The organism is Pseudomonas synxantha (assembly GCF_900105675.1).
Taxonomy (GTDB): Bacteria; Pseudomonadota; Gammaproteobacteria; order Pseudomonadales; family Pseudomonadaceae; genus Aquipseudomonas; species Aquipseudomonas synxantha.
The window spans coordinates 4,211,232-4,233,381 of record NZ_LT629786.1 but is presented as its reverse complement, the minus strand read 5'-3'; the positions used below and the strand labels follow the sequence as shown (position 1 = coordinate 4,233,381).

The window sequence follows — 22,150 nt, the reverse complement described above, 5'->3', positions numbered from 1 at the left end:
ATGGATGAACCACTCGCTACCAAGCCGGCTGTGCTGCTTGTGGACGATGAAGAGTCGATTCTCAACAGCCTGCGCCGCCTGCTGCGCGGCCAGCCCTACGACGTGGTGTTGGCGACCAGTGGTGCCCAGGCCCTCGAGATCATGGCCGCTCGGCCCATTGACCTGGTGATGAGCGATGCACGCATGCCCGGCATGGATGGGGCAACGCTGTTGGCCGAGGTGCATCGTCTGTATCCCGCCACCGGTCGTATCCTGCTGACCGGCTACGCTGACGTGACCACCATCATCAAGGCAATCAACGACGGGCAGATCCACCGCTACATCAGCAAACCCTGGAATGATGAGGAGCTGCCGCTGGTGTTGCAGCAAGTCCTCGAGCATCAACGCTTGCAACGCCTGGCCCACGGGCAGAACGAGCAGCTCAAGGTACTCAACGCTACGCTGGAAAAACGCGTGGTGGCGCGTACCGCTGAATTGCAGCAGACCGCCGACATGCTCGACCTGGCCTACGACGAGCTCAAGCGCAGCTACGTGACCGGCACCGAAGTGTTCTCGTTGCTGGCCAACCTGCGCTTACCCAAGGACAAGCAGACCAACCGCGCCCTGATCGAGCTGATCCGCGTGTACTGCGCCAGCCAGGCCATGGACGAAGCCAGTACCCGCGACCTGACCATGGCCGCCGCGTTGTACAACATCGGCAAGTTGAGCTGGACCGACAGCATGATGATCGCGCCATCGGACAGACTGCACAGTACCGACCGCGGGCTGTACCGCGAGTACCCGACGCAGAGCGAGTCGCTGTTGATGACCCTGGAACCGATGAAGGATGCCGCGCGTATCATTCGTCATCACCAGGAGCGCTGGGACGGCAGCGGCTTTCCCGATCACCTCAAGGGCGAGGCGATCCCCGCCGGTTCGCGCCTGCTGAAACTGGCGGTGGACTTCATCGAGCTGCAAAAAGGCCTGATCCTCGAGCGGCATTTGAACAGTGACGAAGCGCTGCTGTATATCCGCAAGTACGCCGGGCGCCTTTACGACCCGCAAATGGTCGAGTCTTTCGTGCTGGCCTGCGCCACGTTTCTCAGCGACGTGACCCTGGGCGACCCCAACGTCAAGGTCATGAGTACTCGCGAACTCGCCGAGGGCATGGTCCTGGCGCGCAACCTCAATGCCGACAATGGCATGTTGTTGCTTAATGCCGGCAAGGTACTGAACCTGCCACTGGTGGACAAGCTGATCGCATTCGAAGCCATGGAGGGCGCCAAGTACAGTGTGTTTATCCGGGTGCCCGATGAAGTGCCGCCGCTGCCCCTGCCGTAACGGTTTCGTGGCTACACGCCCCAGGCCACGTGCTTGCTGCCGTGATAGTCGAAGACGCCCCGGATGATATAGACATCCTTGCCACCTTCCTTGCCGTTTTGCTCTATCGCCACCCGCCACAGACCACGCCCCGAGCCGGGCTGTACCTGGGGTAGATCAACATAGGTGTAGTTGTTGATCCGCTTGCGGCTCAGGCGTCCGGCCTGGATGTCCTGGATGATCTGTTCGAGCTTGGCAATGGCGCTGTCGGGCAGGAGTTTTTTCTGGGTTTGCGCCAGGTCATCCAGCTTCACGATATTGATGTCCGGGTCGCGGACGGGGATGGCTTCTGCGACCGTCGGCTGGGCCGGCTTCGGCCGTTGGGTCCTGTGGGTTTGAACGCGGGGTACTTCAAATTCCAGGGGCGTGGAGAATTTGGGCAACTCCCGTTCGAATTGCGTGACGGTGCGGCTGTCGACCATGGTGATGCCAGCGTCTGCGTCGTGTTTGCCCCGGGACATGGCGATATAGGGCACGCCGGATTGCTTGAAGTCTTCTGAATAGGAAGTGACCTGAAGCCGGGCAAGTTTGGTCTTGAAGGTATCCTTCATGAACTCTTCCAGGGTTTTGTTTACATCGGGCCGTAACAAGAACTGGTGCGCAGCCTGTTCGCGGGCAATGTTGCTGTTGGCGGCCAACTCGATGATCAGCGCGCGCCGTGCAGGTTCGTTGATGAACTCATTCATCGCCGTCTGTTGCCAGGTGTAGAGCTCATATTTGTGCGCAAACCGCTCCATCGCATTCTGATGTTTTTGCGTGATGGCGTAGCCGACGAATTGCGCCTCGGTATCAGGGTCGATGATGGAGATCGAGGTGCGGATCTCCTTGGCGAAATTATCGTTCTTGCCGATCAGCCGTTTGACCTGCTTGAACAGTTCATCCTTGTCTGCGGCGGACAGCGGTGGTGTCAGGCTGCGGGTCGACTTATGAATGTGTTCGAATGCGGCCAGGTCGAAGCGCAGGGTCAGTACGGACGTGCGTAGTTTTTGTTGATTGGCTGTGCTCAAGCTGTAGGGTCTGGACAGCCAGCGGCGAAACTCAGCCTCATCCACATTAGCACCCAGCTGCTGGCGTGCGCGGGTGATGAAATTAAGTTTTTGCGCGGCGCTGGTTTGCCTGATGACCTCTTCGAACACCCGCATCTCTGCTTCCGTGGCGTAGACTTGCATGGCCAGGATCAGGTCCGCGTCCACTTGCTGTTCAGGGGTGAGCGGGCGCAGGGCGCCGAGGATGGACCCGCCGCCCTGGGCGTTGCGTTCGAATCGCGGTTTCCAGCCCTTGGCATCGCCTGGCACGACCATGAAATTGGCCCTGGTGCCTGCCGGGTCGCTGACATAGCGTGCGCCGTCCTCGACATAGGATTGATACAGGTGATAGCGGCCCGTTTGATCGCGCATCGCGATCCGCTGGTTATTGTGCTTGTCAAAAAAATACGGTGCGCTGCCGGTCTGGCGTGACAGCGTGTAGCGGTTGGCTTGGGCAAACCCTGCGACATTGAAAAATGGCTCGATCTGCTCCGGTAACCGATACGGCACCACATCGACCCAGGCAGGTTCCAGCGGGCGCACGGAGGCAGCGGCCAGCGTGAGGCGGGTTTTGTAGCCCGCGCCGATTGTTTTCGCCAGCCCCGGTATTCGCCGCCCCAGTTGCCTGGCCAGGCCCAGCCCGCGTTGGATACCGCGGCGCAGCAGCGCCAGGGTGGCTTTGCCGGGGACCAGGCCGAGCAGGGTATCTGCCACCTCCACGCCCAGCATAAAGGCGTTCACTGCCGTCTCACGGGAGACCTCGGCGTTACTGCGTGAGCGGAAGTCGGCGTGAGCCAGTTGAAACCCCAGTTGCGCCGAATACAGGTACGCGTGGAGATTCCCGTGGATGGGCATCAAGGCATAGCGATGCACACCACGGGTATCGTTGAAGATCCGCTTGATTTCCTCGGCATCCTGGGTCGCCATGCGTGGCCTGAAGTAGGCCCGCCACTCGGCCCTGACCTTGAGCGTGTCGAGTTCCGCCAGGCCCTTGGCCAGTTCACGCAAGGGCATGCGATCCGGGGCGTCCGGCGTATACAGCAGGCTGACACCGTCAGGCCTGGTGCCCTTGCGATGGATCACCAGCACGCGATTGACCACCTGCCCGCCCTGGCCCCTGGCCTGCGCACCGCCCATGACCAGCAGGTTGACCTCTATCTCGTGATCGCTGATCCGGGGGCGGGTGGTCGAGTCGGGGTGTTCGGCAACGGCCTTTATCCAGTCGCGCCCACTGCCGGGGGTCTGAAAGGTAAACAGTGCGTCGGCATCAGGGTTGAGCCGGCTCTCCAAGGCATCCTTGTTCAGTTGCGCCGCGCAGGCCGCCTGCCAGGCTGCCGCAAAGATGTTTCCCGCGCCATCCGGTGCGAACGCGTTACGCAGGTAGGTGGCGTAGCCCTGGCCAATGTCGGCCTCTTGGGCGAGCGCGCGCAAATCTTCATCGCCAAGCTTGCCTCGATGCACGCCGGCGGTGTCGACAATATCGGCGCTGGCGCTGATTCTCGTGAGCAAGCTTGCCACGGAGAACGACTCGACATTACGGCGGGCATAACTGGCCAGTGTGCGCAGGTCGACGAGGGTCGAGGTGCGCCAGGTGCCCCACCTCACCTGCTTGCCTTGCAGGGAGTGCGGGATGTTGATCCTGGGGTCTTCGCTGACGTAGACAATACCGCTGGCCGCATCACGATATCCGCGCACCTCGGCCGACCTCGACCCAAGTTCTGCGGATGCACGCAGATGCACCAGGCTTCTGTAGGGGTCGATCTCCACGTCGGCATAAATGGGTTTTTGTCTTTTCAACACCTTGTCGGTCTGCGCTTCAGAGAACGCTTGCAGGTTCGAGATCGCTTCCAGCAGCGGGAACAGCACCAGGTTGCTATCAAGCAGCGCCTTGTTTAATTGCCGGTACCGCGCCTGATCCTGCACGCTGGCGGTCTTCAACCAGGCGGGTTCGGCGTCTATCAGGCGCAGGTTGCGTGCGGCGAAGGCAGTGGCCACATCCAATTGCGGGGCCAGGTCGGCGGCCGCGTCGAGTTCGCCTGCCTGGGGCAACACCTCACTGCGCACCGCATGACGGGCAGCATGATATTGGCGTATGCGCAGTGAGTGGACACTGTCAGCAATCACGTCGGCACTGATTCGCATCGGTTGGCTGGCCAATACCGGCAGGCCGCCCAGGCCGTTGCGGGCGGCTGTGGGCAGGCTGGCTACCAGCAGCGTTGCGGCCGGCCCGCCGTCCTGGATGCGTGCTGCGACGGTGTCATTCAAGTGCTGCAGGTCGTCGAATTCCTCGTATTCCTCGCCCGGGCTGTACAGCACCACGCTGCCCGTTGGGCGTGCGCCCTGGGGGAGGCTGAGGATAAATGCCCCGGCGAACTCACCGCCATCTGCGAGCGCCAGCCTGAACGCCGCGGGCCTGCTGCCGACGGGTAGCGCCAGTTCCCGCGCCGCGTCACTGGGGTACTTGAGCACCGTTTCTGCCAGCGCCTGGGCGTTGGCCGACAACGTAGCGTCGAGGACGCGCAGGGCCAGTTGATGGGCCAGCACCTGCCGACGCAGGGCGACCAGTTGCGCTTGCGGGCTGGCCTGGGGTGGCTGGTCGCTGCGCCAGAAGGTGTTCAGGCTCAGGCTGATGGCGACTTCCAATCGGCCGGGCAGGGTGGCGGTCTGGGCGGTGGGAGTGAGGCGTTTGTCGGCGTCCAGGGTGTCGGGTTCGCGGTAGAAAGCGCCACTTTGGGTCGCCAGATACGCCTCTGCGTCCGGTGCGCGCAGCCTGTTGAGCAGCGTGCCCAACGTTTCGCACGACAGCAGCTGCATTTGCCCGTCCTGGCCTTCGCGATAGCGGCTGTAAAAGATCTGGTTGGGATCGATGGGCCGATGCAGCTCGGGGAATATCTCGGCCAATGTCTGCTGGTACACACCGCCCACACTCGGTTGTTGCTGTAACAGTTGCTGGGTCTTGGTATTGAGCGTGTCGAGGGCGCGGATGAGGTGGGCCAACTGTGCGTCTGTGGACAGCGAAGGCGGCGGAACCACGGGCAGCGTCACCGGCTCTGCGGTCGCGGCAGGCGTGCCATCGGCCTGAGGTTCGTCAGCCGAGGGTTCCTGGGTAGGCGGCAATGAAATATGCATGGGCAAACTCTTCAAAAGGGGCTCGGTGCGCTATCGGAGCGGCGCACCCGGGGCTATAGGAGTGTGCGAGTCTAGGGTGGCCGGTGATGGGGCCGGCGGTGCATGTATGTCGGCCACATCCGGGCAGAAGGTTGTGTGGGCAGCAAGCCCATGGGATCCTTGGCGACTTTCAGAACCTGGGGTGTTCCATGTCCAAGACTATCCGCATTGCTGCTGCCATCCTGATCGGCAGCGACGGCCAAACCCTGCTGGTGCGTAAACGCGGCACCCAAGCCTTCATGCAACCTGGCGGCAAGATCGATGCGGGCGAGCAGCCGGTGCAAGCCCTGGCCCGTGAGCTGCGCGAAGAACTGGACCTGCATATCGACCCAAGTAAAGCCACGTACATCGGCACATTCTCGGGGCCGGCCGCCAACGAGCCAGGGTTTATCGTCGAAGCCCAGATGTTCCAGTTACGGATCGACGTGGCAGTAAACCCAGCCGCGGAGATCGAAGAAGTGCGCTGGATCGACCCCGCCGGCGACGGCGGCTTGCAGTTGGCGCCGTTGACCCGTGACCATATCCTGCCGTTTTACCGCGCTTCACTGACAACGCCGGCCTGAAGCGAGCAATTGGGTCGATGTGAGGGCGGGCGGCATGTAGCGAGTATCCAGCTGATGCACCTCTATCCACATGTGGGAGCTGGCTTGCGATGCGCATGGGTATCTACACAACTCTGACGTAGCGACCGTCAGTAACCACGATGCGAAGCGGGCCGCTCTTGATCTTGACCTGCTTTTGATCTTGATCTTAGGCGCCCCGTTAAACCACGCTGGCCGGAATTCGACAGGGATTTGGGGGGTAAACCGGCAGGGATGCCGGTTTAGCCGCCCCGCGCCATGGATGGCGCGTGGCGGCGGCCCCCCAAATCCCTGTCGGATTACGGGCACACCGAGCCTGGGCGAGGTGCCGAGTGGTGGGGCAAGAGCCTTTTTGGTTACTTTTGGGGCTCTTTTCCAAAAGTGACCCGCTGTAAAAGCGGAACCCTAAGTGGCCGTTACCGCAGCAATGGATATGTACCCGGTCTGATCCAACATCCTGGTCGGCTGTCAGGCCGCCATCGGGGGCAAGTCGAATCGTCGCACCGCCCCTCCCACATTTGGATCGCGGGGCGCCGTGAGCCCGTCATAGGGGTAAGGACATGCTCAACGCACCGCGCTGACCCCATCCAACGTAGAAAACGACGTGTCCTTGGCCGTCAGCAGGAAGTCGCGCATATACGGCGCGTCCAGCATGTCCGCTCGGATCCCGGCATACAGCGTCGCAAACAAGCCTTTCTCGCCCAGGCGCTTGGCCTTCACGTAGCCGCGTGAACTGTATTCATGCAGGGCCCAATGGGGCATGCCGCACACGCCGCGGCCGCTGGCCACCAGTTGCATCATCATCACCGTGAGTTCCGAGGTGCGCACCTGGGCCGGCTCGACGTCGGCGGGTTCCAGGAAGCGCGTGAAGATATCCAGGCGGTCGCGCTCCACCGGGTAGGTGATCAGGGTTTCGGTGAGCAGGTCTTCGGGCACGATGTAGGGTTTGTTCGCCAGCGGATGCTGGTTGGCCACCGCCAGCATGGCCTCATAGGTGAACAACGGCACGTAGGTGATACCGGCCAATTCCAGCGGGTCGGAGGTCACTACCAGGTCCAGGTCGCCGCGGGCCAGGGCCGGCAGTGGCGCGAAGGCAAAGCCGGAGGCCAGGTCCAACTCGACTTCCGGCCAGGCATCGCGGAACTGGTCGATGGTCGGCATCAGCCATTGGAAGCAGCTGTGGCATTCGATGGCCATATGCAGACGCCCGGCGGTGCCGCCGGCCAAACGCGCAATATCACGCTCGGCGCCACGCAGCAACGGCAGGGTAGCGTCGGCCAGTTGCAGCAGGCGCAAGCCGGCGCTGGTGAAGCGCAGCGGCTTGGTCTTGCGCACGAACAGCGGCATGCCCAGGCGCTCTTCCAGTTCCTTGAACTGATGAGACAGGGCGGACTGGGTCAAGTGCAGGCGTTCGGCGGCTTCCACCAGGCTGTCGGCCTCGCGCAAGGCGTGCAGGGTCTTGAGATGACGGATTTCCAGCACGATGGCCTCCATGAGCAGAATTTGCGTTCAATGTTAACCCATTGAGTTCTGCTCATGTTTGTTCACCGTTTACTATGCGGCTATTGGGCCACGCTGAAATGCTTATTGGCGATCGGCTTACCGATGTTGCCGCGCCAGATCTTCAGGTCGGCAAAGGTTACACCGCGTCCTTCGGCGGCCATTTGCCAATGCAGACCCAGGTAACGTTGATCCGGTATTTTCAAATGCGCCTTGGCAAAACTGTCGAGCGCCGAGTCGGCCAGCGTGTAGTGAAAGTGCGCATACCATACCGGAGTGTCCGGGGCCTGGCGGTCGTGGATCGCGTACTCCTGCAGGTAATCGGTGGTGCCGTCGGGGCGTTTTTGCTTCAGCTCGCGTCGGGTCCCAACTTTACGAATTTCCACTCGGTTGTGCTCAATCAGGTAGTCCAGGTAGCCCTCGCTCGGCATCTTACTGGCCAACGTGCGTTCGATGCGTAAATCCCGACCGGCGTTCCTGAGGGCGGTGGCTCGGCTGCGCAGCGGTTCGATCAATGTATGGTTGGCGTCCAGGGCATGTACCTTGTTGGCGCGTGCTTCCAGGGCCTTGGCTTCACTGACCAGCATGTGTTCGACACTGACCGGTTCCATGGTTTTGTAGGACCGCACCGTATTTTCATAGACATCCACCCCGTTCAAGCGGGTACGGGCCTCAGCGGCGACCGTCGTGATGTTGCTGGACAGCGTCGGGGGCACTGGTGTCGGCTGACTCAGCGCAGTGTTCAGGCGGAACTGGTCGTTGTTGGCGAGTTGGTCCCATACCTCCACGGGGTTTCCGGCTTCGTCGCTGACGATGAACCGTCTGGGCGATTGCTGTTGTTTGGGCTGCTCGGTACCTATCAGCAGTTGCCCATCCTCGGTTTCAAAGGTGGTCTTGGTGGCCGAGGCCGGTGGCTGGGTGTGGGCCTTTTTGATGCCTTGACGGGCGGTTTTTACCAATTGGTTGAGGTTGTCCAGCATGGACTGCACCTGAGGCGCGTCAAAATGCCCCGGTGAGCTGACACTCCAGGCCGTCAGGTCACGATGAAATTGCTTATACACCTCAAGGATGTTCTGCAGTGCCAGATTGCGCTGGGCCCTGCTGATGTTGGCCTGGGGCAGTTGCAGGTGGGTGACCAGGGTGCGATCCAGCTTTTTCATGGCCTCATGCAGCACCAGTTCCTGGTACACCCACGTCAGATCTGCAGGGTTACGTGGGCCGTGCAGGTTTTGCAGTATGTGCCCGGCTTTCATCGTCAACAGGTTGAGTGGGGTGTGCTGTTTGCGCAGCTTTTCCAGAAGATCGGTGACTTGTGCCCTGTTGGACGGCACCGTGATGCGCGGGGTCCAGGTATCCAGCTCATCCAGGAGGCTGCTCATGCGGTTCAGGTCATCGATCATTGCGCTTCGCAGCCGTTTGATCGCCGCTTCAGCCGCCTGGTGTTCAGGGCCGAAAGCGCGCATCGCCTGCTTGCGTGCCGACAGGTCCAGGATCTGGTCCTGCGCGTTGAGCATCCGTCGATTGGCGTTGAGTGCCTGATTCAGCAAGCGATCACTCACAACATGGGCGTTGCGACTCTGATTCTGGGCGATGTCCTGCCGCAAGGTGCTGCCGTCGAACCCCGCGGCTGTTTCGTTCAGTGCGTACAGTCGCTTGCCTTTCTCGATGTCACTGGCCAACAGCGAGTCCAGCGCGCTGGTTTCCTCGAACCTTTGGACCGTGCCGGCGGCGTCGGTGGCAATGGCGAATTGGTCGTCAAGCCGCTTCACTGCCCGGCTGGTTTCCACCACCTGTGCGTCGAACTCTCGCGTCAGCCGGTTGATCTCCCCCAGCCTGGCCTGGCGCTGCTGGTTGACGTTGGCCACTGCGGGGGGAGTCTGGCGTTCCACAGCGGCGGGCACCGCAGAGCCTGGGCGACGTGACCCGCGCCCAGGTCGCCGGCTGCCCCCTGAATAACCGGTGAGGTGCCCACCGTGCAGGGCCGAATAAGTGTCCCATTGCAGGGCGTGGTCCAGGGCAATGGCCGGTGAATAGTATTTGCCGCCGGCGACCAGGCGCGTTTCGTGGGTGGTGGCGTCGAACCTGACTTTGAAATGGCGCCCTTCACTGAAAATGAAATGCTCTCCCGAGGTGTGGCGCAAGGTGTGCCGGTAAGGCCCGCTGTGCACCGGTTGCAATAAGCCTGGGTCAAGGGGCTCAGGATGTTCATACCCGGCGAAGCGCTGGCGGGTGGTGGTGCCCTGGTGCGATTTCAGCGAGCGCCAGAAGCTTGCGCGGGAGACGGGTTGCAGTTGGCGAGCGTGGGTCAACTGGCTGGCCTTGCTGGCTCTTGCACCGGGCGCGGCGGCCAGGGTCAGGGCATCCAGGGCGGCATACACCAGGCAGTCGAATACCGAGGCCAATTGATCGATGCCATGGGCGGTTTCGCCGCGCTGGAATGCCGCTACCGCTTGATACAGGCTGGTGGTCGCGTCGACCAGGGACATGGCGGTGCCGATAAACGGCACAACGTTCAGGGCGATCTTGATGCCGTTGAACAATTTGCCGCGCTTGAGTGCGTATTTTTCATGGGCCAGGTCCGCGTTGGCGCGCGCGTCATTGCGATTGGCTTCGATCAGCCGGCCCATATGGGCATCAAGTTGATGGGCGGCCAGCGAGGTGCTGGCCGGCCAAGGCACGCCGGCCTGGATCATTGCGTCGTAGCCTTTGACGGTGGCCTGGTCAATGCGACTGATGTGTGCCCGCACGTCGCCCTTGATCGCGCGGCCTGCCACGTATTCCACCATGCTGTCGAGGCGGCACAGTTCAAACAGGGCAAGGCGCGCCTGGTTGAGGCTGGCGTAACTGCGCAGGCAACGCTGGTCGGGCGCCTCAGGCAAATAGAGCAATGTCTTGCCGCAATTCCTTTCCTCAATGAAGGTGATGCCCGACAGCGTGATCGGGCTTTGCTCCTGGGTGTCTTGGCCGCCTGCACTCAGGTGGGCCGGCAGCAGGCTGATACGTTGGCCGTCGACATTCCAGGCCGCGTGAGTATCGGCATCGATCGCAATGTTCAGCAGGCGCAACTCGTCGGAGTTGATGTGGTTCTGCATGCGTGCGAGCAGGCCCTGGGCCTTGAGCGTCAAGCGCCAGGGTTCGATCAGACATTCGCGACGGTATTTTTTCTGGTGCGCGGACTCTCGCGTGAACCCTCTGAATGTTTCGAGGATCAGGTCTTCATAGCGCTTGGCCAGGTTGAGATCGGGCACTGTGCTCGCCAGGTAGGCCGCGGTGACACCGGCCCTGAGGGTGGCCAGTTCAGTGGGGTCGTCGGCGGTCACCTCTGTACTCATGAAGCCCAGGCGCAGGCTGATGTCGCTGCCGATGTTGCGCAACGCCAGTTCTTCCACGGACATTCTGCTGCGCTTGGCGCTGGGTACATCAATAGTCTTTACCGGCGTCCCCGGCGCGGCACCGGCAACGATATCGCGCTTTTGCGCGACTGTATCGGGCAGCTCCAGTTGCACGGTAAAGCCTTTGTCGAGGGCGAAATCCTTGCGCAACCGTGCATCGACTTGCTGGCGCACAAACACGTCGCGCGATAACAAAGAGCGATCCATCAGCGCCTGGGCGCGTTTCAACGCGTAAATATAGGCGTCGAGCAGTGTCTTGAGCGCTTCCCGGTCATCGGGGGTTTGAGTGAGTAACCAGGTCGGCAATTGCTCGGTCAGCAAGCGACTGTTGTGTTGCTCAAGCAGCTGTAGAAACGCCGCTTCACGGGCCGAGTTATCGGGTATCAACAGGGTCGGCAAGGTCTGTTCGCACAGGTTTTCCAGCTCACCGGCCAGCCGTGCCGCGTGCTCGTGGGCGGACCAGGTCTGGCGCAACCGTGTGGCCTGTTCTTCAAAGGCGGTTTGCTGGCTACGCAGGCTGTAGTCGAACGGGTCTTCGGCCAGTGCGACGAAGTGCAGGGCCAGCACCTCATCCTCGGGCTGGATTCTGAACAGGCCTTCTTCCAGGGCTTGCCTTGAGGCAAAGCGCTGCAAGGCGCCGTCGCTGCCGGGCCAGTAAATGAAATGTGTGCCGGTGGGTGTCTGCCGGTCTGATGGCGGCAGGAAGACCAGGGGGCCTTTGAGTTCGGTACGGTTGGAGGTGCCGGACTGGGTGATGGAGAGCGCCAATGCTGCGACATTCGGCTTGGGTGTGTCCAAGGCGCTTTCGAGTTGTTGCAGGTCTTCGTCGCTGATGTGCTCCAGGCTTCGCTGGATCCGGGCCTCGATCCGTATTCCCTGCATACGCGCCTGGTACAGTGCGGTGTAGTGGCGGTTGAGGGTGGTGAGGTCCAGCGGGCGCCGTTTCAACATGGCACGGGCCGCTTGCTCTGCGGCCTTGCGCTGCACTTTCAAGTCATCCATTTGTTGCTTGAGGGACAGCCAGCGTGTGCCGTTTGGGCCGGCGGCCATTTCGTCGGCCAACACGCTTTCGAGGGCGTTGCGGTGATGCTGTATCAGGGCCATGCGCTGAGCGGCATCAACCGTATTATTCAGGTGGCCGAACTGCGGGAACTCCTGCTGCGCAAATGTGCCGGGGTCTGCCTCCGGCAGCGATGGCGCCTTGGAAAACAGCGGATGGTGCCGGGCATCGAGTTGATCGACGTGCAGGCGCGCCAGGAAGGCATTGTCGAGCGTGACGTCGGCCACGGGCTTGATCGCGTTCTGGTATTGCGCCTTGGCCAACTGGGTGAACCAGAGACTGATGCCGGCCTCCAGCGGCTTGGTGTTGAGCTTGTACTCAATGGTCGCCAGGGGGTCGCCTGCGGTGATGGCAAACAACGCCTGTTGCCGATCGAGCAACCAACGTTCCATGTCCGCGCGCTGGGTGAAGGTATGCCACACCGGTGCGAGGGTCGGCAGGTACAAAAGCTGGTTGACCGGTTGTTCGTCATCCACGCTCAGCACCCAGGCGCCGGGCAGGGCAATGGCGCGGTTATCGGCGGGCTTGAGCAGCACCTGTTCGACATAGAGGGGCGGGCCTTCGGCTGCCGTTGGGTGCAGCAGGGAAAACACCGGTGCGAGGACTTCGGCATTGACCTTGCCTTCGGCCAACAATCGTTCAGCGCTGGCCTCGAAGTGAGCCCGGTACAGTTCGAATGCACGCTTGAGGCACGTCACCGGCGTATAGGGCGCGCGCTCCGTGCGCCAATACCGCAGCCAGTTGTCATCGATGGCCTGTTCCAGGTCCAGGCTTTTCAACTCGTCCAGCCACTGGGCGACACTGTACTGCGCCAGTGTGTGCTGCGCCGGCAAATAAAGGAGGCTGCCCTGGGGGGCCTGCGCGGTATCCATGCCGGGATGTTGCTGCATGTACAGGCAGGCTTCGGTCAGGGAGATCCGGCTGCGGCCGCGTTGCGCTGTGGCGGCAAACTCCAGTACCACCTGCTCACCGTCCAGTTGCAGCTGCTCCCTGAGGAGTCGGTTGATGGAGCTGCGCACGCTCGGGATGCCGGTCATCAGCGCGAGCATCTCGCGGTGGCAATCCTGCCAACGTAGCGTTGCATCCCACAGTAGGGTTTCGTCGATGTTGCGCTGCAGCAGCGGACGCGCCTGCGGGGCGAATGTGGGATCAGTCATGGTGTTGAGTCGCTCTATGATTTCAATCTCCCATTAGAGGGCGGCATGGGAGGCGGCTGGCGTCATATAGCTATCGACACGACCGCTGAGCGATCTTCATTAAACTGTCATGGAACTGTGGCAGCGCGCTTGAACAAACTTCATCAGACTCGCGCTCTACTGGGGTTCTGCGTTTTGGTGTTTTTCATGCGCGTGTTGTTTTTACTGGCCGCTCTCTTATTCGGCCTGCCGTCTTTTGCGGCGTCTCGATGTGATGTCAATGTCCCGACCCAAACGGTCGACCTGGAAAAGGTAAGCATCGCCTACCAGAGTATCGGCCGTGCCTCCGACCCGGCCCTGCTGCTGGTGATGGGCTTGGGCGGGCAGTTGATCCACTGGCCCGATGAAGTGGTGGTGGCCTTGTGCGAACAAGGTTTTCGGGTCATCCGTTATGACAATCGTGACGTGGGCCTGTCCACTTGGCGCCAGGCCCCCGCCAGTGCGAACCTGACGTTCGAAGTGCTGCGCTACAAGCTCGGCTTGCCGGTGGCTGCGCCTTACACCCTGACGGACATGGCCGATGATGCCCTGGGCTTGATGGATGCGTTGCAGGTCCGGCAATTCCATGTGCTGGGCGCGAGCATGGGCGGCATGATCGCCCAGCACCTGGCCGCGATGGCGCCGCAGCGGGTGGAAAGCCTCACGCTGATCATGACCAGTTCCGGTGCCGAGGGCCTGCCGGCGCCGAATGCGGCGCTGGTGAAATTACTGTCACGGCGCAGTGCGCCCAATCGTGAGGTGGCGCTGGAACAACAGGCGGATTTGCTCGCTGCCCTTGGCAGCCCGGATGTGCAGGATGATCGCCAGGCACTGTTGCAGCAGGCGGCGCTGTCCTACGACCGTGCCTTCAACCCCGAGGGCGTCAAGCGCCAGATCATGGCGATCCTCGCCGAGCCCAGCCGTGTGCCGTTGCTCAACCAACTGAGGGTGCCGACCCTGGTGGTGCATGGCACTGCTGACCCGTTGTTGCCGGTGATGCATGGCGTACACTTGGCCGCGCATATTCAAGGCAGCCAGTTGAAGTTGATTCCCGGCCTGGCCCATCGTTTCCAGGAAGCGTTCAAGGCGCCGTTGCTGGCTGCGGTATTGCCGTACTTGCAAGCCCATCGCGAAGATGCCGCGCACTGGGCGCAGATTGACCTGGGCGAGCCTGCGAAGCTGTTGTGAAGTTGGTGTATCGTGCAACCTTTATGGCGCACATTAATGCCAGCGAGGTTGTCTGCATGAGTACTCCCCTGAAAATCGATTTCGTCAGCGACGTGTCCTGCCCCTGGTGCATCATCGGCCTGCGTGGCCTGACCGAAGCCCTGGACCAGTTGGGCACCGAGGTGCAGGCCGAGATTCATTTCCAGCCGTTCGAACTGAACCCGGACATGCCCGCCATCGGTCAGAACATCGTTGAGCACATCACTGAGAAATACGGCTCCACCCCTGAACAATCCCAGGCCAACCGCGAGCGTATCCGTGACATGGGCGCAGCGTTGGGCTTTGCTTTTCGCACCGATGGCCAGAGCCGCATCTACAACACCTTCGATGCCCACCGCCTGCTGCATTGGGCCGGGCTGGAAGGTTTGCAGTACAACCTCAAGGAAGCGCTGTTCAAGGCTTATTTCACGGATGGACAGGACCCTTCAGACCACGCGACCCTGGCGATCATCGCCGAAAGCGTCGGCCTGGACCTCAAGCGCGCCGCCGAGATTCTTGCCTCTGATGAATACGCTGCCGAAGTCCGCGAACAGGAGCAACTGTGGGTCTCCCGTGGGGTGACCTCGGTGCCGACCATCGTGTTCAACGACCAATATGCGGTGAGCGGCGGCCAGCCGGCTGAAGCCTTCGTTGGGGCGATTCGCCAGATCATCGAAGACGCTAAAAACTAAAGCCAAAGCCGAGCACAGATCAAAATGTGGGAGTCCCCACCACATCTTCGATGTGACGCTGTCGCGCAGCAAACTAGAGAGCTTGCTTCCGTGGCGGCCTGACAGCCGAGCAGGATGTTGGTTTTCGTCCTGGGTACATATCCGTTATTTGGGCAACGGCCACTTATGGTTCCGCTTTTACAGCGGCTCACTTTTGAAAAAGCGCAAAAGTAAGCAAAACGCTCTTGCCCCACCACTCGGCACCTCGCCCAGGCTCGGTGTGCCCGTAATCCGACATTGATTTGGGGGGCCGCCGCCACGCGCCATCCATGGCGCGGGGCGGCTAAACCGGCATCCCTGCCGGTTTACCCCCCAAACCCCTGTCGAATTCCGGCCAACGTGGTTTAACGGGGCGCCTAAGATCAAAAACACAGCGAGGCGGCCTTAGAGCCGACCTGATCGTCGAGGCGTGCGCGTACCCCCTGTGGGAGCGGGCTTGCCCGCGATGGTCGTTAACGATGGCGCAGGAAATCAGGATGAACGCGGCGCCCTCCAGTTTTTCGCGGGCAAGCCCGCTCCCACAGAAAAGCACAAGCGCCGCCAGCGTATCTGCGATGCGCAGCGAGTCGCTTTTGATCTTGATCTCAGGCGCCCCGTTAAACCACGCTGGCCGAACGCAGGCTTGAAACCGTGGGTAACCCGGCAGGACGCCGGGTTAGCCGTCCTGGGCCAAGGATGGCCCATGACGGCGGCCCACGGTTTCAAGCCGGAGAGAGGGCACACCGAGCCTGGGCGAGGTGCCGAGTGGTGGGGCAAGAGCGTTTTGCTTACTTTGCCGCTTTTGCAAAGTGAGCCGCCGTAAGGGCGGAACCTATAGTAGCCGTTACCTAAGCAACGGATATGTACTCGCCCCAACAACCCAACAACCCGGTCACATCGCCGACGTGGCGCCGTCGCGCAGCAACCTGGGCCGCCTCCAAAATATCCGGCGTTAAGACTAAATTTTAACTCTTTAAAATCAGTAGATTACTTGAAGTTTGAGAAGAGGGCGCAAGCCCCCACATTTTGATCTATGCAGGTCTCATAGCCCTGGCCCGCCCCTTGCATTACCCCCCTGAAGCCCAGCCGGCCTGCGGTTGGGCGCTGCCATTAGGGGTGAAACATTACCTTGAATATCCTTGACCTCGACCACAGCCTCACCGGCCAGGCCCCGATTGCCCGGCAGTTGGCCATCGGCCGGGCCACGCGCCTTGATCTGCTGGACCTGGGCCCGAAACTGCGTTTGTGGGCCACCGAAAAAACCTGGAAGCGCTTTGTTGCGCGCCTGGCCCAACGGCCCCGGCCCATGGACGCGCGCCCGGAGATCCTGTTTGTCGGCTCCGGCGACTATCACCATCTCACACCGGCCTTTTTGGCCGACCTGAAAGAACCCATCAGCCTGATCCACTTCGACAACCACCCCGACTGGGTGCGCTTTGCACCCAAACGCCACTGTGGTTCGTGGGTCAACCGTGCGCTGAAGATGCCGGCGATCAAACGCATCGTGACCCTCGGCCCGTGCAGTGATGACCTGCATAACCCGCAATTGCGCGGCGGCAACCTCGGTGCCCTCAAGCGCGGCCACTTGCAGTTGTTTCCCTGGCAGCATCCGCCGTCGAAAGTCTGGGGCCGGGTCGGCGACGGTGCCGGCCACCAGCAACAGGAAAACCACCTGCATTGGCGCAACCTGGCGGACCTGGACTGGGCAGCGTTCCTCGACCAGATGATCGCCAGCCTGCCCACCGAAGCGATCTGGATCACCATCGACAAAGATGTGCTGGCCAGCGAAGACGCTGCCACCAACTGGGACCAGGGCGGCATGCGCCTGACCCATTTGCTCCAGGCTCTGCGGGCGTTGGCGGTGCATAAACGCATCATTGGTATCGATGTGTGCGGTGAGTTCGCTGTGCCGGCGTTCAGCAACGCGTTCAAGCGCTGGGAAGCCAAGTCCGACCAGCCGCCACCGGAGCGCTGGAGTGCGCAGGATCTGCAGCGCAATGCCGCGACCAATGAAGCCTTGATCGACCTGTTTGAGGAGCTGTTCCCATGACCCTGACCGTGGTGTTGTTGCTGGCCTTTTCCATCGTTCTCGATGTGATTGGCCAGTTGTGTTTCAAGTTGGGCGTAGACCGTTTGCCCCAGCTCGATGGCGGCTTTCGCCTGCGCGCATTCTGGGGCCAGGTATTGAATGCGCCGCTGCTCTGGGCCGGGGTCGGGGCCTATGTCATCGAGTTTTTCGTCTGGCTCGAGGCGTTGTCCCGTGCGCCGTTGAGCCTGTTGTTTCCGCTGGCGGCATTGGCGTATTGCCTGGTGGTACTGGCGGGCAGGGTAGTGCTCAAGGAAACCGTCAGCCCGAGGCGTTGGGTGGGCACGCTGGTGATTACCTTGGGCGTGATGTTGGTGGCGATTGCGGGGGGCCAGGCATGACGACGCAGACTATCGATACGGGCTGGTTGCATGGACGCCTCGGCACCCTGGTGTTGTGGGCGCTGTTGATCGCGACCGAAAGCGCCGGGCAGTTGTTTACCAAGGTGGCCGGTGATCAGTTGGGCCAAATGGATTTCACCTGGCAGTGGCTGGCTGACGTGGCGCGCAACACGGGGATCCTGGCGGCGATTGCCAGTTATCTCGGTGCGTTTTTTGTGTGGATGCTGATCCTGCGGCGCAGCAGTTTGTCCTTGGCGTTTCCCTTGAGCTCGCTGGTGTTCGTGGCAGTGTTGCTCGGGTCGTGGTTGGGACTGGGGGAGCACATCAGCCTGTTGCATTGGGTGGGCGTGATGGTGATTGTGGCGGGAATTGTGTTGTTGGCGGAGGGGGAGGAGAGCTGAGTGGGCCGGTATGTCGGACTCAGTTCGAAATGTGGGAGGGGCTTGCTCCCTCCCACATTTTGATTTTCTTACATCAGGCTGATCTATACCTGCTTTTTGCTCTGGCTTTAATCGAAGGTGTAGCTGATCGCCGTCTGCACTTGCCCCTGATTCACGTCGCCAGCCTGCTTGACGATACTGCTCTTGGCTGCCGAGCCCACCAGGTGCACCCAGCTGGCACTGGTCAGCAGGGACCAGTGGGGCGCCAGGGGGAAGGCGAAGCTTTGGCTCAGCGTCACGTTCTGGAAACCGCCGCTGGCGTTGTAGGACCGAAAGCCGGTGGCGGCGGCTTCGTTGCTGTCAACGCCGAAGTAGGTGTTGGCCTGGCGTGCATCGGTAAAATGCGCCACCAGGCCACTGCTGCCGATAATCCCGCCACCCAGCGGGTAGCCCAATTCACCGCCGACTTTGCCCAGGGTGCCACTCTGGGAATGCCCGCCGCCCACGGCCTGGCCCAGTTGCGCGTATACGCGCCAGAAATCGGCCGGGGCGTACTGGATAAAACCGCCGGCCTCGGCCATGTCCGACACGTTGCGCAAACCCTGCAACTCGCCGTTGGAAGTACGCCCCGCCAGGTAGTTGATATAGGGGCCGGCGGTGATGCCGTGGCTGTTCAGCGCGCTCCAGGTCAGGCCGTCATCGGTACTCAGGCTGACGTCTCCCCAGTCCAGGTCCAGGTAGGGCACGGGCCGGGTTTCGTAGCGGCTGCCGCTGGGGTCATGGGGCTGATAGCTCAGGCCTGCGCCCACGTCGCCGCTGATGCCGTCCGCCCACGCGGCACTGGAAGCGCTGCACAGCCCAAGTAGACCGGTGAATACAGCAGATGTGAGCTTGGACATGGTGCGTTTTCCTAAGGTGGACAGGCGCGCATGAACGCGCAAACCCTCGCCTCCGCGCAAGCACTCATCTTGTTTGTAGCAAGCTACAAAAATTGTAGCTCCCAAGACACATTGTCTTTTGAGAATCCTGAAAACCCCCAGCCCCGCTGGGCTTTGGCCAGTTGGCACAGTCCCTGCTCTATCCCTTGGCAAGCGCACACAGCGCACTCTCCAAGGCCCTTTACCTAAAGGAAAGGCAGATGATCCACTGGCATATCGTGTGTGACTTCGATGGGACCATTACTCCCACGGATGTCATCGACAACGTCCTCCAACGCTTCGCCGGCCCCGAGTGGGAAACCATCGAACAGGAATGGCTGGATGGGCACATCGGTTCACGCGAATGCCTGAGCCGCCAACTGGCGCTGATCAAGGCGACCCCAAGTGAACTGCTGGCGTATTTCGACAGCGTCGAGATCGACCCGGACTTTCCGGATTTCGTCGATCACGTCATGGACCTGGGCGCGACCATTGAAGTGGTCAGCGACGGCATCGAACAAGGCATCGCCCGCATCCTGTCGCGCCATTACGTGACCCTGCTGCCGATCCTCGCCAACCGCCTGCGCCAGGTCGACCACAACAGCTGGCGCATCGACTTCCCCTATGCCAGCGATGCGTGCCGCGCCGCGTCCGGCAACTGCAAGTGCAAATCCACCCCGCGCAACAAGCGCGTGCTGGTGATCGGCGACGGCAAGTCGGACATGTGCGTGGCTTCCACCGCCGACTTCGTGTTCGCCAAAGGCAGCCTCGCCGAATATTGCGTCGCCAACCAGATACCTCACGCGCGCTTCGACACCTTCGCCGAAGTGCCTGCATTGCTGGCCAAGCTGCCACAGGGCATCGCCGCCAACGCCACCACCTTCAATACCTCTGCTGACAATCAGGAACTCTTCCATCATGTCTGATATCCGTATCGCTACCGCCGAAGACCAGGTTCTGCTGGATAAGGAAGCCAAGTACTGCTCCTACGGCGACACTGTTCACTACATCGAGCCGCCGCGCATTTTCAGCCGCTGCGAAGGCTCCTATGTGTGGGACACCGAAGACCAGGCCTACCTCGACCTGCAAATGTGGTACTCGGCGGTCAACTTCGGCTACGCCAACCCGCGGCTGAACAATGCGCTGAAAAAGCAGATCGACACCCTGCCGCAAATCGCCAGCCAGTACCTGCACAAAGGCAAGATCGAGCTGTCGGAAATGATTGCGGTCGACGCCAAGAACAAGTTCGGCCTCGACGGTCGCGTGCACTTCAACGTCGGCGGTTCGCAGTCCATCGAAGATTCCCTGAAAGTGGTACGTAACGCCACCAACGGCAAGAGCCTGATGTTCGCCTTCGAAGGCGGCTACCACGGGCGTACCCTCGGCGCCTCGTCGATCACCTCCAGCTACCGCTACCGTCGTCGCTACGGCCACTTCGGCGAGCGTGCGCAATTTATCCCGTTTCCATACCACTTCCGTGGTCCGAAAGGCATGACCAAGGAAGAGTACGGCAGCCACTGCGTGCAGCAATTCGCCCGCCTGTTCGAGACCGAATACAACGGCGTGTGGGACCCGAAAGTCGGCCAGAGCGAATACGCTGCGTTCTACGTCGAGCCGATCCAGGGCACCGGCGGCTACGTGATCCCGCCGATGAACTTCTATCGCGAACTCAAGCATGTGCTGGACCAGCACGGCATCCTGATGGTGTCCGACGAAATCCAGATGGGCTTCTATCGCACCGGTAAGCTGTGGTCGATCGAACATTTCGACGTACAACCGGACGTGATCGTGTTCGGCAAGGCATTGACCAATGGTCTCAACCCACTGGGGGGCATCTGGGCCCGTGAAGAGTTGATCAACCCGAAGATCTTCCCGCCAGGTTCGACCCACTCCACCTTCGCCTCCAACCCGTTGGGTACGGCGGTGGGCCTGGAGATGTTCAAGATGACCAGCGAAGTCGACTACGGCGCGATGGTCATGGCCAAGGGCAAATACTTCCTGGAAGGCTTGCAAGACCTGCAGAAACGCTTCCCGATCATCGGCGACGTCGATGGCCTGGGCCTGGCGCTGCGCTGCGAAATCTGCGGGCCGGACGGCTTCACTCCGGACAAGGCGACTCTGGACTACATGGTCGAGGAAGGCATGAAAGGCGACATGGTCGTAGACGGCCAGAAACTCGGGCTGATCCTCGATGTGGGCGGTTACTACAAGAACGTGATCACCCTGGCCCCGTCCCTTGAAATCAGCTACCCGGAAATCGACCTGGGCCTCAAGCTGCTCGAGCAACTGCTGGTGCGAGCGACCCAGCGGTGAGTGCGCACGGTATTGACCTCGGTGAAGGCGATGCCGGTTTCGTACTCGGTGAAGGTCCGGTCGGGATCCTGTTGATCCACGGCCTGACCGGCACCCCGACGGAGTTGCGCCAGGTCGCCAAGGGCCTGGCCAAGGCGGGTAACTGCACGGTGTATGTGCCGACGTTGGCCGGGCACTGCGGCGACAACAACGACCTGCAAGCCACTGGTTGGCTGGACTGGTACGAAGGGGTGCGCAAGACCTTCGTACAGGTCAGGCAACGCCACGAGCAGGTGTTCGTCGGTGGTTTGTCCATGGGGGCGGTGATGTCGATGTATGTCGCATCTGAACACCCAGGGCAAGTCGCCGGGCTGCTGATGTATTCCACCACCTTGAAGTACGACGGCTGGAGCATTAACAAGTTGGCGTTCCTCACGCCGTTGCTGATGAAGATTCCGTTCGGCGTGCACATCTGCCGCTTCGAAGAGAAGCCGCCCTACGGCATCAAGAACCAGCGCCTGCGAGCCATCGTCGAGCGGCAGATGAAGGAAGGGGAAAGCAGCGAGGCGGGGTTGCTGACCATGGAAGGCATCACAGTGCGCGAGTTGCACCGTATGAACGCCGTGGTCAAGAAACGCATGCCCCAGGTCAAGGTACCGGCGCTGGTGTTGCACTCCATTGAGGATGACATCACCAGCCGCTGGAACGCCGACTACGTGGAGCGCCACCTCGGCGGTCCGGTGACCAAGATCCTGCTGGATAACTGCTACCACATGATCACCGTCGACCTGCAATACCGACGGGTGATCGAGTTGAGTGCCGAGTTTATCGGGCAGCATGCGGTGTTCAAGCCAACGCAGGTCAATGTGGGAGCGGGCTTGTCGGATCGCCGCACCGCCGCGATGGCATCACTGCAGTCTGCCTGACGTACCGAGGCGCCTGCATCGCAGGCAAGCCA

The 22,150-nt window shown here is 61.3% G+C and carries 14 protein-coding genes; 10 read left to right on the top strand and 4 right to left on the bottom strand.

Annotated features, from left to right (window positions below; all coding sequences use genetic code 11):
- Entirely contained in the window at window positions 1-1,320 is a 1,320-nt protein-coding gene (nosR, locus tag BLU48_RS19740) for a response regulator c-di-GMP phosphodiesterase, NosR family (RefSeq protein ID WP_057021419.1), read from the top strand.
- 11 nt (window positions 1,321-1,331) lie between these two features.
- On the opposite strand, the gene BLU48_RS19735 is transcribed toward nosR, so the two are convergent.
- Complete coding sequence (locus tag BLU48_RS19735) at window positions 1,332-5,513, bottom strand: hypothetical protein (protein ID WP_057021418.1); 4,182 nt, start codon at window positions 5,511-5,513, stop codon at window positions 1,332-1,334.
- A 188-nt stretch (window positions 5,514-5,701) separates the two neighbouring features.
- Here BLU48_RS19735 and BLU48_RS19730 point away from each other — a divergent pair, with 188 nt between their 5' ends.
- Window positions 5,702-6,115 (top strand): NUDIX hydrolase, encoded by a 414-nt coding sequence (locus BLU48_RS19730; RefSeq protein WP_057021417.1) that lies wholly within the window; start codon window positions 5,702-5,704, stop codon window positions 6,113-6,115.
- A gap of 582 nt (window positions 6,116-6,697) precedes the next feature.
- Here the strand turns inward: BLU48_RS19730 and metR are convergent.
- Both metR and BLU48_RS19715 read right to left on the bottom strand, forming a co-directional pair.
- Window positions 6,698-7,615 carry a transcriptional regulator MetR gene (gene metR, locus BLU48_RS19720; RefSeq protein ID WP_043051677.1) on the bottom strand — a complete coding sequence of 306 codons (918 nt, stop codon included), beginning with the start codon at window positions 7,613-7,615 and terminating at the stop codon, window positions 6,698-6,700.
- An 80-nt stretch (window positions 7,616-7,695) separates the two neighbouring features.
- Window positions 7,696-13,242, bottom strand: a complete 5,547-nt coding sequence (locus tag BLU48_RS19715) for a dermonecrotic toxin domain-containing protein (RefSeq protein WP_231988977.1) — start codon at window positions 13,240-13,242, stop codon at window positions 7,696-7,698.
- A gap of 186 nt (window positions 13,243-13,428) precedes the next feature.
- Here BLU48_RS19715 and BLU48_RS19710 point away from each other — a divergent pair, with 186 nt between their 5' ends.
- The 5 genes from BLU48_RS19710 to BLU48_RS19685 all read left to right on the top strand — a co-directional run bounded on the left by BLU48_RS19710 (window position 13,429) and on the right by BLU48_RS19685 (window position 18,004).
- Window positions 13,429-14,448: an alpha/beta fold hydrolase gene (locus BLU48_RS19710; protein ID WP_057021416.1), complete on the top strand. Its 1,020-nt coding sequence runs from the start codon at window positions 13,429-13,431 to the stop codon at window positions 14,446-14,448.
- A gap of 56 nt (window positions 14,449-14,504) precedes the next feature.
- Window positions 14,505-15,158, top strand: coding sequence for a DsbA family oxidoreductase (locus BLU48_RS19705; RefSeq protein WP_057021779.1), 654 nt, complete (start codon window positions 14,505-14,507; stop codon window positions 15,156-15,158).
- Between the two features lie 1,147 nt (window positions 15,159-16,305).
- Entirely contained in the window at window positions 16,306-17,226 is a 921-nt protein-coding gene (locus tag BLU48_RS19695; RefSeq protein WP_057021800.1) for an arginase family protein, read from the top strand.
- Window positions 17,223-17,603 carry a DMT family transporter gene (locus BLU48_RS19690; RefSeq protein WP_057021801.1) on the top strand — a complete coding sequence of 127 codons (381 nt, stop codon included), beginning with the start codon at window positions 17,223-17,225 and terminating at the stop codon, window positions 17,601-17,603. Before BLU48_RS19695 ends, BLU48_RS19690 begins: the two co-directional genes overlap by 4 nt.
- Window positions 17,600-18,004, top strand: coding sequence for a DMT family transporter (locus BLU48_RS19685; protein WP_057021802.1), 405 nt, complete (start codon window positions 17,600-17,602; stop codon window positions 18,002-18,004). The genes BLU48_RS19690 and BLU48_RS19685 overlap by 4 nt, the downstream gene beginning before the upstream one ends.
- A gap of 107 nt (window positions 18,005-18,111) precedes the next feature.
- On the opposite strand, the gene BLU48_RS19680 is transcribed toward BLU48_RS19685, so the two are convergent.
- The gene (locus BLU48_RS19680; RefSeq protein ID WP_057021803.1) at window positions 18,112-18,882 is read right to left on the bottom strand and encodes a MipA/OmpV family protein; all 771 of its coding nucleotides are present in this window, start codon (window positions 18,880-18,882) and stop codon (window positions 18,112-18,114) included.
- A 239-nt stretch (window positions 18,883-19,121) separates the two neighbouring features.
- On the opposite strand from BLU48_RS19680, the gene BLU48_RS19675 reads away from it, so the two are divergent.
- From BLU48_RS19675 to BLU48_RS19665, 3 genes are read left to right on the top strand one after another with little or no spacing between them, the layout of a single operon-like run.
- On the top strand, window positions 19,122-19,826 hold the full coding sequence (locus tag BLU48_RS19675; protein WP_057021804.1) for an MtnX-like HAD-IB family phosphatase: 705 nt from the start codon (window positions 19,122-19,124) through the stop codon (window positions 19,824-19,826).
- Complete coding sequence (locus tag BLU48_RS19670) at window positions 19,819-21,213, top strand: aspartate aminotransferase family protein (protein ID WP_046071135.1); 1,395 nt, start codon at window positions 19,819-19,821, stop codon at window positions 21,211-21,213. Before BLU48_RS19675 ends, BLU48_RS19670 begins: the two co-directional genes overlap by 8 nt.
- Window positions 21,210-22,118, top strand: coding sequence for an alpha/beta hydrolase (locus tag BLU48_RS19665; RefSeq protein WP_057021805.1), 909 nt, complete (start codon window positions 21,210-21,212; stop codon window positions 22,116-22,118). Before BLU48_RS19670 ends, BLU48_RS19665 begins: the two co-directional genes overlap by 4 nt.
- The last annotated feature ends 32 nt before the right edge of the window (window positions 22,119-22,150 follow it).

What these genes read in the sequence shown, in the direction of transcription:
- BLU48_RS19670 (WP_046071135.1), top strand. Translation starts at nt 19,819, where the DNA reads ATGTCTGATATCCGTATCGCTACCGCCGAAGACCAGGTTCTGCTGGAT.
- BLU48_RS19710 (WP_057021416.1), top strand. Translation starts at nt 13,429, where the DNA reads ATGCGCGTGTTGTTTTTACTGGCCGCTCTCTTATTCGGCCTGCCGTCT.
- BLU48_RS19680 (WP_057021803.1), bottom strand. Translation starts at nt 18,882, where the DNA reads ATGTCCAAGCTCACATCTGCTGTATTCACCGGTCTACTTGGGCTGTGC.
- BLU48_RS19685 (WP_057021802.1), top strand. Translation starts at nt 17,600, where the DNA reads ATGACGACGCAGACTATCGATACGGGCTGGTTGCATGGACGCCTCGGC.
- BLU48_RS19730 (WP_057021417.1), top strand. Translation starts at nt 5,702, where the DNA reads ATGTCCAAGACTATCCGCATTGCTGCTGCCATCCTGATCGGCAGCGAC.
- BLU48_RS19705 (WP_057021779.1), top strand. Translation starts at nt 14,505, where the DNA reads ATGAGTACTCCCCTGAAAATCGATTTCGTCAGCGACGTGTCCTGCCCC.
- BLU48_RS19715 (WP_231988977.1), bottom strand. Translation starts at nt 13,242, where the DNA reads ATGACTGATCCCACATTCGCCCCGCAGGCGCGTCCGCTGCTGCAGCGC.
- BLU48_RS19735 (WP_057021418.1), bottom strand. Translation starts at nt 5,513, where the DNA reads ATGCATATTTCATTGCCGCCTACCCAGGAACCCTCGGCTGACGAACCT.
- BLU48_RS19690 (WP_057021801.1), top strand. Translation starts at nt 17,223, where the DNA reads ATGACCCTGACCGTGGTGTTGTTGCTGGCCTTTTCCATCGTTCTCGAT.
- nosR (WP_057021419.1), top strand. Translation starts at nt 1, where the DNA reads ATGGATGAACCACTCGCTACCAAGCCGGCTGTGCTGCTTGTGGACGAT.
- BLU48_RS19675 (WP_057021804.1), top strand. Translation starts at nt 19,122, where the DNA reads ATGATCCACTGGCATATCGTGTGTGACTTCGATGGGACCATTACTCCC.